Origin of the sequence: Acidovorax benzenivorans (assembly GCF_028680575.1) — a bacterium.
GTDB lineage: Bacteria > Pseudomonadota > Gammaproteobacteria > Burkholderiales > Burkholderiaceae_C > Acidovorax > Acidovorax benzenivorans.
This window is the reverse complement of sequence record NZ_JAPCKI010000004.1, coordinates 1-13697: the sequence shown is the minus strand read 5'-3', so window position 1 is coordinate 13697 and position 13697 is coordinate 1. Positions and strand designations below refer to the sequence as shown.

Annotated in this window: 13 protein-coding genes; 5 read left to right on the top strand and 8 right to left on the bottom strand. The window is 64.2% G+C overall.

What is annotated here, in order from left to right; genetic code table 11:
• Positions 1 to 11: 11 nt before the first annotated feature.
• The 4 genes from aceF to OIN59_RS08210 all read left to right on the top strand — a co-directional run bounded on the left by aceF (position 12) and on the right by OIN59_RS08210 (position 5472).
• The gene (gene aceF / locus OIN59_RS08225) at positions 12 to 1685 is read left to right on the top strand and encodes a dihydrolipoyllysine-residue acetyltransferase (protein ID WP_274109107.1); all 1674 of its coding nucleotides are present in this window, start codon (positions 12 to 14) and stop codon (positions 1683 to 1685) included.
• Positions 1686 to 1704: 19 nt separating this feature from the next.
• The gene (gene lpdA, locus OIN59_RS08220; protein ID WP_274109105.1) at positions 1705 to 3564 is read left to right on the top strand and encodes a dihydrolipoyl dehydrogenase; all 1860 of its coding nucleotides are present in this window, start codon (positions 1705 to 1707) and stop codon (positions 3562 to 3564) included.
• Between the two features lie 46 nt (positions 3565 to 3610).
• Positions 3611 to 3835 carry a DUF3079 domain-containing protein gene (locus OIN59_RS08215; protein ID WP_274109103.1) on the top strand — a complete coding sequence of 75 codons (225 nt, stop codon included), beginning with the start codon at positions 3611 to 3613 and terminating at the stop codon, positions 3833 to 3835.
• 215 nt (positions 3836 to 4050) lie between these two features.
• Entirely contained in the window at positions 4051 to 5472 is a 1422-nt protein-coding gene (locus OIN59_RS08210) for an aspartate kinase (protein WP_274109102.1), read from the top strand.
• 84 nt (positions 5473 to 5556) lie between these two features.
• Here OIN59_RS08210 and OIN59_RS08205 read toward each other — a convergent pair whose 3' ends face one another.
• The 7 genes from OIN59_RS08205 to OIN59_RS08175 form a co-directional block, all read right to left on the bottom strand.
• Positions 5557 to 6906 carry a four-carbon acid sugar kinase family protein gene (locus OIN59_RS08205; RefSeq protein ID WP_274109100.1) on the bottom strand — a complete coding sequence of 450 codons (1350 nt, stop codon included), beginning with the start codon at positions 6904 to 6906 and terminating at the stop codon, positions 5557 to 5559.
• Positions 6907 to 6909: 3 nt separating this feature from the next.
• Positions 6910 to 8190, bottom strand: a complete 1281-nt coding sequence (locus tag OIN59_RS08200) for a ribulose-bisphosphate carboxylase large subunit family protein (protein ID WP_274109098.1) — start codon at positions 8188 to 8190, stop codon at positions 6910 to 6912.
• A gap of 87 nt (positions 8191 to 8277) precedes the next feature.
• Complete coding sequence (locus OIN59_RS08195) at positions 8278 to 8820, bottom strand: VOC family protein (protein WP_274109096.1); 543 nt, start codon at positions 8818 to 8820, stop codon at positions 8278 to 8280.
• Positions 8821 to 8916: 96 nt separating this feature from the next.
• Entirely contained in the window at positions 8917 to 9711 is a 795-nt protein-coding gene (locus tag OIN59_RS08190; RefSeq protein ID WP_274109094.1) for a transporter substrate-binding domain-containing protein, read from the bottom strand.
• Positions 9712 to 9767: 56 nt separating this feature from the next.
• The gene (locus tag OIN59_RS08185) at positions 9768 to 10556 is read right to left on the bottom strand and encodes an amino acid ABC transporter ATP-binding protein (RefSeq protein WP_274109092.1); all 789 of its coding nucleotides are present in this window, start codon (positions 10554 to 10556) and stop codon (positions 9768 to 9770) included.
• Positions 10557 to 10570: 14 nt separating this feature from the next.
• On the bottom strand, positions 10571 to 11260 hold the full coding sequence (locus OIN59_RS08180; protein WP_274109090.1) for an amino acid ABC transporter permease: 690 nt from the start codon (positions 11258 to 11260) through the stop codon (positions 10571 to 10573).
• On the bottom strand, positions 11257 to 11940 hold the full coding sequence (locus OIN59_RS08175) for an amino acid ABC transporter permease (RefSeq protein ID WP_274109088.1): 684 nt from the start codon (positions 11938 to 11940) through the stop codon (positions 11257 to 11259). The genes OIN59_RS08180 and OIN59_RS08175 overlap by 4 nt, the downstream gene beginning before the upstream one ends.
• A gap of 270 nt (positions 11941 to 12210) precedes the next feature.
• Between OIN59_RS08175 and OIN59_RS08170 the strand changes: the two genes are divergently transcribed.
• A complete protein-coding gene (locus OIN59_RS08170; RefSeq protein WP_274109086.1) occupies positions 12211 to 13278 on the top strand; it encodes a LacI family DNA-binding transcriptional regulator in 1068 nt (355 codons plus the stop codon).
• Positions 13279 to 13453: 175 nt separating this feature from the next.
• On the opposite strand, the gene OIN59_RS08165 is transcribed toward OIN59_RS08170, so the two are convergent.
• Positions 13454 to 13697 (bottom strand): hypothetical protein (locus OIN59_RS08165; RefSeq protein WP_274109084.1); only part of this gene is annotated, 244 nt, incomplete at its 5' end.

The window sequence follows — 13697 nt, the reverse complement described above, 5'->3', positions numbered from 1 at the left end:
GAGACAGAACAATGGCATTGGTCAACATTCAAGTCCCGGACATCGGGGACTTCGACGAAGTGGGCGTGATCGAGTTGCTGGTCAAGGTGGGTGACACCGTGAAGGCCGAGCAGTCGCTCATCACCGTCGAATCGGACAAGGCATCGATGGAGATCCCGTCCAGCCACGCTGGCGTGGTCAAGGAGCTCAAGATTGCGTTGGGCGACAAGGTCAAGCAAGGCTCGGTGATTGCCGTGGTGGAATCCGCTGACGCGGGCGCTGCAGCCGCGCCAGCAGCGGCTCCGGCCCCCGTGGCGGCCGCAGCACCAACACCAGCACCGGCTGTACCAGCCGCAGCGCCTGCGGCGGCTGCAGCTGGCCCGGTCGAAGTGCGCGTGCCTGACATCGGCGACTTCAAGGACGTGGCCGTCATCGAGATGCTGGTCAAGGTGGGCGACACCATCAAGGTAGAGCAATCCCTGTTCACCGTCGAATCCGACAAGGCCTCGATGGAGATCCCATCGCCTGCTGCTGGTGTGCTCAAGGAGCTCAAGGTCAAGATCGGTGACACCGTCAACATCGGCGACCTGATCGCCGTGCTCGAAGGCTCGGCCACTGCTGCAGCACCGGCAGCCGCACCCGTTGCGGCCGCTGCACCTGCACCAGCCCCGGTGGCTGCAGCCGCCCCTGCAGTCGCTGCTGCAGCACCCGCCGTTGCCACCGCCTCCGTGCCGGTCCCTGCTTACCAGCCGGGCACGCCTACTGCTGGCTTGCCCCACGCATCGCCTTCGGTGCGCAAGTTCGCCCGCGAACTGGGCGTGCCTATTGACGAAGTCAAGGGCACCGGCCCCAAGGGCCGCATCACGCAAGACGACGTGGCTGCCTTCACCAAGCAGGTGATGGCAGGCGCCGTGCAGACCAAGGCCCAGGTGGCCAAGGCGCCTGCTGCGGCGTCCGGCGGCTCCGGCGTGGGCCTGGACCTGCTGCCCTGGCCCAAGGTGGACTTCACCAAGTTCGGCCCGGTTGAGCGCAAAGACCTCTCTCGCATCAAGAAGATCAGCGGCGCCAACCTGCACCGCAATTGGGTCGTCATCCCGCACGTCACCAACCACGACGACGCGGACATCACCGACCTCGAAGCCTTCCGCGTGCAATTCAACAAGGAGAACGAGAAGAGTGGCGTCAAGGTCACCATGCTCGCCTTCATGATCAAGGCCGCCGTGGCTGCGCTCAAGAAGTTCCCCGAGTTCAACAGCTCGCTCGACGGCGACCAATTGGTGCTGAAGAACTACTTCCACATCGGCTTTGCGGCCGACACGCCCAACGGCCTTGTTGTGCCTGTCATCCGTGACGCCGACAAGAAGGGCATCGTCCAGATCAGCCAAGAAATGGGCGACTTGGCCAAGAAGGCACGCGACGGCAAGCTGGGCCCGGCCGACATGACCGGCGGCTGCTTCTCCATCAGCTCGCTGGGCGGCATTGGTGGTCGTTATTTCACGCCCATCATCAACGCGCCTGAAGTCGCCATCATGGGCGTGTGCAAGAGCAGCCTGGAGCCCAAGTGGGACGGCAAGCAGTTCGCCCCGCGCCTGATGCTGCCCCTGAGCCTGAGCTGGGACCACCGCGTGATCGACGGCGCCAGCGCTGCGCGCTTCAACGTGTACTTTGCCTCGCTGCTGGCGGACTTCCGCCGCATCGTGATGTAACGAAAGGGCAAGACACACCATGGCAATCATCGACATCAAGGTGCCCGACATCGGCGACTTCGCCGAAGTGGCCATCATCGAAGTGCTGGTCCAGCCCGGCGACACCATCAAGGCCGAACAAAGCCTGATCACCGTGGAGTCTGACAAGGCCTCCATGGAGATCCCCTCCAGCCACGCCGGCGTGGTCAAGGAGCTGAAAGTGAAGCTCGGCGACAAGATCGCCGAAGGCTCGGTGGTGCTGACGCTGGAGGTGCAGGGCGCAGGCGCTGCAGCCCCGGCAGCCGCACCAGCCCCTGCGGCCCTCGTGGCAGCGGTGGCTGAGAAAAAATCGGCTCCAGCGCCCGCACCACAAGCGCAAGCAGCTATCAATCCAGTAGCATCCAGCTTTGCGGGCACGGCCGACCTGGAGTGCGATGTGCTCGTGCTCGGCGGCGGCCCCGGCGGCTACAGCGCCGCCTTCCGTGCGGCCGACCTGGGCCTCAAGGTCGTCATCGTCGAGCGCTACGCCACCCTGGGCGGCGTGTGCCTGAACGTGGGCTGCATCCCCTCCAAGGCACTGCTGCACGTGGCCGCTGTCATGGACGAGGTCAGCCACATGGCCGACCTGGGCGTGGACTTTGGCGCACCGGCCGTCAACATCGACAAGCTGCGCGGCCATAAGGAAAAGGTCATCGGCAAGCTGACCGGTGGTCTGGCCGCCATGGCCAAGATGCGCAAGGTGACCACCGTGCGTGGCTATGGTGCCTTCGTCGGTGCCAACCACCTCGAAGTGGAAGAAACCACCGGCACGGGACAAGAGAAGACGGGCACCAAGAAGGTCATTGCCTTCAAGAAGGCCATCATCGCCGCTGGCAGCCAGGCCGTGCGCCTGCCCTTCATGCCCGACGATCCACGCGTGGTCGATTCCACCGGCGCCCTGGCGTTGAAGGAAGTGCCCAAGCGCATGCTGATCCTGGGCGGGGGCATCATTGGCCTCGAAATGGGCACGGTGTACAGCACGCTGGGCGCACGCCTCGATGTGGTCGAGATGATGGATGGCCTGATGCAGGGCGCCGACCGCGACCTGGTCAAGATCTGGCAGAAGATGAACGCCAAGCGTTTTGACAACATCATGCTCAAGACCAAGACGGTGGGGGCCAAGGCCACGCCCGAAGGCATCGAGGTGACGTTTGCTGCAGCGGAAGAGGGCGGTACCGCCCCGGCCCCACAAACCTACGACTTGGTCCTGCAGGCCGTGGGCCGCACGCCCAATGGCAAGAAGATCGCTGCCGAGAAGGCTGGCGTGGCGGTGACCGACCGTGGCTTCATCAACGTCGACATCCAGATGCGCACCAACGTGCCGCACATCTTCGCCATCGGCGACATCGTGGGCCAGCCCATGCTGGCGCACAAGGCGGTGCATGAGGCGCATGTTGCGGCAGAAGTCATCGCCGGTGAACTGCAGGGCAACAAAGAGCTGGCAGCCGCCGCCTTCAATGCCCGCGTGATCCCGAGCGTCGCTTACACCGACCCCGAAGTGGCATGGGTTGGCCTGACCGAAGACCAAGCCAAAGCCCAAGGCATCAAGGTCAAGAAGGGCCTGTTCCCCTGGACCGCCTCCGGCCGTGCCATCGCCAACGGCCGCGACGAAGGCGTGACCAAGCTGCTGTTCGACGACTCGCCCGAGGCCCATGGCCACGGCAAGATCCTGGGCGGTGGCATGGTCGGCACGCATGCGGGCGACATGATTGGCGAGATTGCCTTGGCCATCGAGATGGGGGCCGACGCCGTGGACATCGGCAAGACCATCCACCCGCACCCCACGCTGGGCGAGAGCATCGGCATGGCGGCGGAGATTGCGCACGGCAGCTGCACGGACGTACCGCCGCAGAAGAAGTGATCTGACGATCTGACGGCAGCAGTCGCCAGCCCACCAGAGCGCCCCCATGGCCGCAGCCAAAAGGTTTCCCAAGGCACCCGCTCACCCTGAGCGGGTGTGCTGGGGCTGCGATCTGTACTGTCCGGCCAAAGCCATGCGCTGCGGCAACGGTTCAGATCGCACTCAGCACCCGGCGGAGCTGTTTGGCGAGGACTGGGACCAGTGGGGACTGGCAGCCGAAGAGGCATTGCCAGTACCTCCCCTCGTGGCGGGAAACACGGCCCGATCTTGATACGGGTCTAGAGATACATGGTCCTGCGCAGACCATGCCAACCCATCCCACCCACTCAGAAGTCACGCCAACTCGCAACCGCGTGTGCCTCTCCCACAAGGCTACGCCAAAGTGCCCAGACAAAAGTCGTGGAAAATAGAGGGCTTTCTGCCGCACCCCATGGGGCAGAACATCCACCCGGCCTCCCAATCCTTTTTGCTCCTCTGAGCCTGTCCATGTCAGACGTCCACTCCTCCAAGATCTCTGTCGAGAAAATCGGCGGCACTTCCATGACCGCCTTTGGCGATGTGCTGCGCCACATCATGCTGCACGATCCCAAGCGCATCTACGGCCGGATCTATGTGGTGTCCGCCTACTCGGGCGTGACGAACCAGTTGCTGGAGCACAAGAAGACGGGCGAACGTGGCATTTACGCACTGTTTGCAGAAGGCAAGGGCTACCAGGACGCATTGACCCAATTGGCCGCCAGCCTGAAGAAGCTGAACGCGGGCTATGCCGACCTCGGCCTGCCGCTGGATGTGGCCGATGCCTTCATCGACCAACGCGTGGGCCAGGCCCGTGAGTACCTGAACGCCATGCAGCACGTGCTGGCCAGCGGTTACTTGAGCCGCAAGGATGTGCTGCTGGCCGCGCGTGAAGTGCTGGCCTCCATCGGCGAGTCGCACAGCGCGTTCAACTCGGTTGAGATCCTCAAGGTCAATGGCGTCAACGCCATGTTGATGGACCTGGCCGGTTTTGACGACAACGAAGCCTGGACCATTGACGAGCGCATTGCGCAGAGCTTCAAGGGCCTGGACCTGAGTGACAAGGTGGTGGTGGCCACCGGCTACACCAAGGGCACCGAAGGCATCATGCGCGAGTTTGACCGGGGTTACTCCGAGGTCACGTTCAGCAAGATCGCCGTGGAAGTGCGCCCCGCTGAGGCCGTGATCCACAAGGAATTCCACCTGTCGTCCGCTGACCCCAACCTCGTGGGCCTGGAAAACGCCATCGTGGTGGGTGCCACCAACTACGACGTGGCCGACCAGCTGGCCGACGTGGGCATGGAAGCCATCCACCCCAAGGCCGCCAAGCCCATGGAGCTGGCGGGCATCCCCATCCGCCTGAAGAACACCTTCGAGCCCGACCACCCCGGCACGCTCATCACCAAGGACTTTGTGGGTGAGCGCGCTCGTGTCGAGATCGTCACCGGCACCGACAAGGTCACGCTGATCGAGATCCACGACCCCAGCATGGTGGGCACGGTGGGCTTTGATGCGGGCCTGATGAACGTGTTCTGCAAACACGATGTGAGCTACATCCTGAAGGCGACCAACGCCAACTCCATCGCCCACCTGGTGTGGGACAACCAGGTCACGCCCGAGCTGGTGGCCGAGCTGCAAGAGGCCTACCAGGTCGTGACGATCAAGCCCAGCGCGATTGTGTGCACCATCGGCTCCAACATCGGCATCCCTGGCGTGCTGGCCAAGGCAGCCCAGGCGCTGGCCGATGCGCGGGTCAACGTGAACTGCGTGTCCCAGACGCTGCGGCAGGTGAACATGCAGTTCGTGATCGAGCGCGAGGACTACAAGACTGCCATCAAGGCGCTGAACCTGGCGCTGTGCGTGAACTCAGGCACTCCGGTTCCGCGCGTGTGACGAAATTGCGGCAGGTGCGCCTGCCGCAATGCCCGACACCAGCCCGCCACGCGCGGGCTTTTTTATTGCCTGTATGTCTCTCCGTCAGACGGCGCCGAGCAGTCTTTGGAACAGATCCGTTCCCCCCATCTGTCCACCCTTGAGCATCAGTTCAAGCCCGTCGCGCGACGGGTCTGCACTGTGCGCGCGGCTCAGCGTGACGCCGGGGCATACCGTGGTTTTGTACGACAGCCCCCACAGCTGCAGCGCCTGCACGGCGTGGCTGGAGGTGTCCCCCCCCGCGATGCCAATGCGCCGCAGGGGCGTGCCGTGGTCGACCTGCGCCTGCACCACACGGGCTACCAGGGCCGCGCTGGCGGGGGCGACAGCGGCCGAGGCGCCACCACTGGCCGGGCTGGATGATCCGTCCGCAGGACCGGTGTAGGCCAGTACGTGATGGCCCTGTTGCAGCCCAGCGCATATCGCGCGCTGGGTGGCCTGGGTGTAGGCCGCGTCGTTCTCCAGCCGGTGCGCGTCCACAGGGATGCGTTGATAAGACGTTGCAGCCTGGACCTGGGCCGCAGTGATGGGTGACAGGCTGCCAGCCCAGGCGAACACAGGGGCGGGTGATGGCGCCAAGGCGGGGGCTGATTGGCTTGTGTGGGCTTCCCAGCACGCGATCAGCGCTTGTGCCACGGAGCTGGGCCCCACGGCGAGCAGGCGGGCGTGTTGTGCCTGTTGCCACAGCAGGCGCCCCACACTGGTCAGCTGGTCTGCACTGGTCAGGTCCAGCAACGTGGGCAAGAACGGCAGATCGGCAGGGCCCGTGCTCAGAAGGGCGCCGAGGGCGGTGGGCAGGGCGGCTGCGTCGTTGCTGGTATCTGCTTCGTACAACGGGTAGTGCAGTGCCGCGATGCCCTGCAATCCTTGTTGGGCCAGGTGCAGCCGCAAGTCAGCTTCGCCCATGGGGGTCACCGGGTGCCGGTGCATGGTCGGGTGCCGGTCAATGCGGTAAACCGCGCCACCCGTCCCGGCCGCGGCAAACAAGTTGCTGAACGCGCAGTATCTGCCCAGGCTGGGCTGGCCTCCGAGGATGGGCACCCAGCGGTTGTCCACACTGGGGTGCAGCGTCTGGATGGCACACGCAATGTTGCCGACGTGTGGTGCGCTGTCGAAGGTGGAACACACCTTGTAGTGCAGCACGGTGGGCGCGATCTGTCTGAAAAATCGGCCCACGGGCGCTAGTTCGGCGCGCATGGCTTCGGGCGCCATGGCGCGCGCAGCGCCTGCAATGCCCACGGCGTCCAGCGGCCCTGCTGCGGCCAGGGCGCTGGCGCTGGGCACGCCCATGAACAGCATGGACCGCAGGCCCGCCTGCGCCAGCACGGCCAGGGTGTCGGTGGCGCCGGTGAAGTCGTCGCCGTACCAGCCAAACCGGGGAGCGGTGGTGGTCATGGTTCAGGACTTCTTGCCGAAGAAGTCGATGGCGCGGCGCAGCTCTGGGGCATGTGCCGCGCGTTCGGCCAGCGTTTCGCCTTTTTGCACCGCGTCCCAGGCCTGCTGCAGGCTGGCCACGCCCGCAGCAGGGCCGTCCGGGTGCGCCAAGATGCCGCCGCCCGACATGAACAACAGGTCGTTGGACCGGATGCTGTCCCAGGTGGCGGGCACCGTACCGGCCCACTGGCCGTTGGAGAAGGCGGGCAACACGCGGTCGTCCAGGCCTTCGCACAGCGGGGCCAGGGTGTCGTGGGCGGATTCGATCACTTCTTCATCGGTCTGCGAGAACTTGCCCTGCAGGCCATGCACGTGCATGTGGTCCACACCGGCCAGGCGCCACAGCGTTTGCCAGGCGTTGAACGAGAAGCCCAGCAGCGGGTGGCGAGACAGCGCGCCATAGCCGTTGCGGTGACCGTGCAGCGCCAGCGGGGTGTGGCGGCGCAGGGTTTGCACGCTGGAGTAACCGCACCAGTTCAGGCTGACCATCACACAGCTGCCACCCTCGGCCGCGATCAGGTCGGCGTGGCGGCGCATGGCGTCGGTCTCGTCGGTGATGTTGAAGGCCACCATCACCAGCTTGCCGGTTTTGTCCTGGTGGGCGCGCACCCGCCGCATCACGGCTTTGACGCGGTCGGCCAGCGGCGCATGCACCGGGTTCGCGCAGACCTCGTCGTCCTTGATGAAGTCCACGCCCGCAGCGCACAGGCGGCCTGCCAGGTCGCCGGTTTCTTCGGCCGACAAACCCACGTTGGGCTTGATGATGGTGCCGATGAGCGGGCGCCCCTGCACGCCGGTTAACGCGCGGGTGCCGCTGATGCCGTGGCGGGGCATGTCGAACTGCGCGCGGTAGGCGCTGGGCAGTTTCATCGACTCCAGGCGCAGGCCGGTGACCTCGCCCAGGTCGTACAAGTTGCCCGACACCGTGGCGGCCAGCGTGGGCAGGTTGGGGCCGATGTTGTCGCACGGAAAGCTCACGCGCAGACGGGCGCGCTGCCAGGTCTGCGGCGTGTCGAACATGCCGCGCCGCTGCATCCAGCCGTTGGGCAGCGAAGGGGCGGGCGCCACGTCCAGCAGCTCCACCGATTCGACCGTGGCGCGCGCACGCTCGCGCAGCGCGTCGGTCTCGCCCTCCACCCGGGTGAAGGTGCCACACGATTGTTCGCCTGCCAGCACTTCGGCCACGTGGGCCGGGTCCAGCGGGGTCTCGATCAGGTAGGTGGCTTCAAAGCGGTCTGGGGACATGGTTGAGGTGTTACTACTGTTTTAATAGCTGCTAGCGCATATGGAATAAGCGCTAGAGGTCAATTTGGCTTGAAATTCTGGGCGTCTTCAGATCTTGGACAGGTCAGGAAACGGCCGCACCGGGTCCGTCTTGCCATCCCAGGTTTCCGACTCCGCACGAATCAGGTCGAACATGCGGCCCTTGGGGCCTGCCACTTCCGACAGCTCGATCACCGTGCCGGGGTGGTACTCGGTGTCGAAGTAGACAAACCGGCCCTTTTCGCCCACCTCGCCGCTCATTACCGTCTTGAAGCCCTGGGCCGTCAGCCGCGCCAGGTCCGCGTCGTAGTCGCTCGTCCAGTACGCCACATGCTGCAGCCCGGTGCGCCCGGCTTGCAAAAAGTCGCGGTACATCGACGGCACGTCGTTGCGCGTCTGGATCAGCTCGACCTGCACGTAACCCGAGTTGGCAAGGGCCACCGAGTTGTGCGGCTCGTAGTGCTCGCCCTTGTAAACGTAGTTCTTGATCGGAACCTTGGGGTTGTAGAACCACGGGCCCACGCCCAGGGTCTTGCTCCAGTAGTCCATGGCGGCTTCGATGTCGTGGACCACATAGCCAAGTTGGCGGATGGCGCCGAAATGACGGCTCATAAAAATTCCTTTTGGTGGTGATGCGTCTGGGCAGGGCGCAGCCGGGCGGGGCCCATCAGGCGCCGCCCAGGTTGCAGGCTTGGCTTGCTTGTTGGCTTACTTCGCGCCGTCGATGATTTCTTTGGGGATCGGCACGCCTGCGTACTTCACATGGATGTCGTTGAGCTTGCCGTTGGCCAGGTTGGTCTTGATCCAGCCGTTGACGGCGGCCATCAGCTCGGGCTGGCCTTTGCGCATGGCCACGCCCAGCTGGTACGACTGCAGGATGAACTTGGTCTCAAAGTCGCGCGACGGGTTCTTCTTGGCGATGGCCGCGATGATCGGCGGCGTGATGGCAACGATGTCGGCCTGGCCGGTGGCGGCGGCGGTGATGGAGGCGGATTCATCGTCAAACCGCACCACCTTGGCCTGCGGTGCGCGCTCGGTCACGATCTTGTCTTGGGGGCCACCGCGCGTCACGGCCACGGTCTTGCCGGCCAGGTCTTCGATGCTGGTCAACTTCAAGCTCTTGGGCGCGCCCACCGCGGCCTGGATGGCGCCGTAGGGGATGGAGAAGTCCACGGCCTTCTGGCGCTCTGGCGTGATCGACAGCGACGAGATGATCAGGTCCACTTTGTTGGACAGCAGGTTGGGGATGCGCGCGGAGTTGGTGGTGTTCACGATCTCCAGCGTCAGGCCCAGGTCCTTGGCCAGCAGCTCGGCCGCTTCCACGTCCGAGCCCACGGGCTTCATCTTTTCGTCCACGTAGCCGTAGAACGGCGCGCCAAAGTCGATGCCCACGCGCAGCTTGCCAGCGGATTTGATCTCGGCCAGGTCTGCCATGGCGGGCAGGCACAGGGCGGCGGCGCCCACAGCCAGCAAGGTGCGGCGGAAGATGAGGGATGCGGTCATGGTGGTTGTCTCCTGGTGGTTTTTGGCTAACGAATCGAAAAGGGCAGGCCTGAAACTCAAAGCCCGTGAGAAAGAAAATCGCGCAGCTCGGCGGTCTGCGGGTTCTTGAGCATGTCGCCTGGGCCCGTCTCCCACACCTTGCCTTCGTGCATGTAGATGATGGTGTCGGCCACGCGGGCGGCAAACTCCATCTCGTGGGTGACCAGCACCATGGTCATGCCGCCCTGGGCCAGGGCCTCGATCACGCGCAGCACCTCGCCGGTCAATTGCGGGTCTAGCGCTGATGTCACTTCGTCAAACAGCATCACCTGCGGCTCCATCGCCAGCGACCGGGCAATCGCCACGCGCTGCTGCTGCCCGCCCGAAAGCTGCTCGGGGTACGCCTGCGCCTTGTCGGCCAGGCCCACCTGCTGCAGCGTGCGCGCAGCAATGGCGCGTGCCTGGGCGGCAGGCATGTTTTTGACCGCCTTGGGTGCGAGCGTGATGTTCTGCTCTACGGTGAGGTGCGGGAACAGGTTGTAGCTCTGGAACACGATGCCCACGTCCTGGCGCAACTGGCGCAGGTCGATGGCCGGGTCGTGCACCGCGTGGCCACAGACGTTGATGGTGCCGCTGTCGATGATCTCCAGCCGGTCGATGCAGCGTAGCGCCGTGCTCTTGCCCGAGCCGCTTTTGCCGATGATGGCCACCACCTGGCCTTTGGGGATGGCAAACGACACGCCCTTGAGCACCTGGTTGCTGCCAAAGCTTTTGTGCACGTCTTTCAGTTCAACCACGGGCTGTTGTTGTGCATACAAAGCAGCTTGCGCAACAGGTTGCACAGCAGCGTCTCGGGCGAGGTTCATGGTGTCTTCTCGTTTCATGCGGTGGTCACAGAAGGGGGGGCTGTGCCTCGGTTGTTACCAAACTGCTGGCGCTGCTCCAGCTTGCGGCTCCATACCGACAGCGGGTAGCACATCGCAAAGTAGACGATGGCGATCAGCAGGTACACGGTGAAAGGCTGAAAGATCGAGTTGTTGATGAGCTGCCCCGCACGCACCAGCTCGATAAACCCCACGATGGACGCCAGCGAAGTGTTCTTCACGATCTGCACCATGAAGCCCACCGTGGGCGGCGTGGCAATGCGCACTGCCTGCGGCAGCACCACCAGCCGCATGCGCTGGGTGCGCGACAGGGCCAGGCACTCGGCCGCCTCCCACTGCGTGCGCGGCACCGATTCAATGCACCCGCGCCAGATCTCGCCCAGATACGCGCTGACGTAAACAATCATCGCAATGCTGGCCGCCACAATGGCGGGCAGTTCCAGCCCCATGATGGACAGGCCGAAGTAGCAGAGAAACAGCACCACCAGCAGCGGCGTGCCCTGGATGATCTGAATCCACGCAATCGTCGCCCAGCGCACCGCCTTGATGGGGCTGACGCGGCACAGCGCAATCACGCCCCCGGCCAGACCACCGCCCACAAACGCAATCAGCGACAGGCCAATGGTCCACAGCGCGCCCCACAGCAGGTACTGCAGGTGATACGAGTTCAGTCCACCGTCAATCATTTGGCATTCCCCAATTTGCGTTGGCGCGTGAACACGATCTGCCCGAACACCCACAGCCCTAGCCGCATCAGCAGCGACAGCGCCAAATACGCCACCGCCACCAGGATGTAAGCCTCAAACGGGCGGAAGGTCTCGGACTGCACCCTTGCCGCCACGGCCGTGAGTTCTTCTACCGAAATCTGCGAGGTGATGGACGAGGCCAGCATCAGCAGCACAAACTGGCTGGTGAGCGCGGGGTACACCTTCTCCATCGCCGGGCGCAGCACCACGTGCCAGTACACCTGCCGGCGCGTGAGGCCCAGGCACTCGGCCGCCTCGATCTGGCCCTTGTGGATCGAATCCATGCCCGCCCGCATGATTTCGCAGGTGTAGGCCGCCACGTTGATCACCAGCGTCACCAGCGCCGCAGCAAACGCCGACACCTTGAAGCCCAGGCTGGCCAGGCCAAAGAAAACCAGAAACACCTGCACCAGCAGCGGCGTGTTGCGCAGCACCTCTACATAGGCGCCGCAGGCCCGCACCAGCCAGCGCTGGTCGCTGCGGCGGCCAATGGCCAGCAGCGTGCCGCCCACAAAACCAATCACGGTGGCCGGGAAGGACAGCAGGATGGTCATCCAGGCCCCTTCCAGAAACTGGGGCCAGTTGGCCAGCACGCTGGCAAAGTCGAACTCGTACGTCATGAGTGCAGCAACCGTGCGCGTCAATCAGCGGGTGCTGGCGCGGCGGCCAAAAACCGGCGGCTTGCCCTGTGGACGCAGGCGAGCGTGAGCGGAAATACCAGGCATGTCTTTGTCTCCTGTGTGATCGGTATGGCAAGGGTGCCAGCCGTCACAACCTAGGGTTTGTACTGATGGGTTCTGATGCCTTTCAGCACCGAACGCCGAGTGATAGTATCCGCAGAATCCATCAAATACCAGCAAGCGGAATGATGGTTTTTGATTGAATCGTACATGGCCCAAATCCCGCCCAACCCCAGCAGTCCCCGCAGTCCGCGCATCCCCGACATTGCCCAGCTGTCCGGCGTTTCCACCGCCACGGTCGACCGGGTGCTGAACCAGCGATCGGGCGTGCGCAACGCCACCGCGCAGCGGGTGCTGCAGGCCGCCGCCACCCTGGGCTACCTGCCGCAGGCCGAGCTGCACGCAGCACTGCAACCCCAGCCCTTGCGGCTGATGGTGCTGATCCCCGAGGGCAGCAACCGCTTTCTGCAAATGCTGGGCGACGTGATCGGCTACGCGCAAGACCACTGGGCACCGTTCAACGTGCGCTGCCAGGCGGCATATATCGAAAGCTTTAACCCCGACGCGCTGGCCAAAGCGCTGCTGCACTACGGCAAGCGCTGTGACGGCATCGCCTTCATGGCGCTGGAGCACCCCGTGGTGCGCGAGGCCGTGGCCCAGCTGGCCGAGCAGGGCGTGCCCACGGTCACGCTGATCTCCGATTTATCCAACTCACGCCGCGTGGCCTATGTGGGCCTGGACAACCGCGCCGCCGGCCGCACCGCCGCCTACCTGATCGCCCGCTTCATGGGCCCGCTGGCCCACAGCCGCAAGGCGCATGTGGCGATGATTGTTGGATCACTGCGCTACCGCGCTCACGAGGAGCGCGAAGCGGGCTTTTTGCACCTGTTTGAAGAACAGTTCCCCCTGGTGCAGGTGGTGGGCGTGCGCGAAGGCCAGGACGACGCCGAACGCAACTACCGCCAGGCCCGCGCGCTGCTGGAGCAGCACGACGACCTGGCAGGCATCTACAACATCGGCGGCGGGGCCGAAGGCATCGGCCGGGCGCTGAAAGAAGCCGGTGCAGACCGCAAGATCGTGTTCATCGGCCATGGCCTCACGCCGGATACGCGGGCGCTGCTGATCGACGGGACGATGGACGCGGTGATCACGCAGAACCCGCAGGGCGCGGTGATGAATTGCGTGCGGATTTTTGCGAATCTGCGGGATGGGCGGGAGCCGACGAGCGGGGTGGAGACGACGCGGAGTCAGGTGATTTTTCGGGAGAATTTGCCGTAGGGGTGGTGCTGCGCCGCGTTGGCGGCAGGCCAACAGGCGGGCGAAGGCGTGCTCTGTATGGGGAAACCTATGCAGAGCTGGGTCATTGACCGCTCAAGGCTGGTTGCAGTCGTACGCTTCGCGTTCGCGAATGAGTACTATCGGCCAAAAGCGGCCACTTCAGGAGCTTGGACAACTACATGGATGCGCTGTTTGAACTGGCTTTAATTCTGACGCTGCACTGGCGTATTGGGCTCTTAATGTTGGTGCCGATGCAATCTTGACCAGCTAAACCGCAAAGTGCCAATCCAAAATTGACCAGGGTGTTCCACTGACCTGCTGAGAATTTCAGCAGGGATTCAAGGTGATCACCATGGACATGATTGGCAAGGTCAGGCGCATGAGGCTGCGCGACCAACTCTCCCTCAGCGAGATCGCAA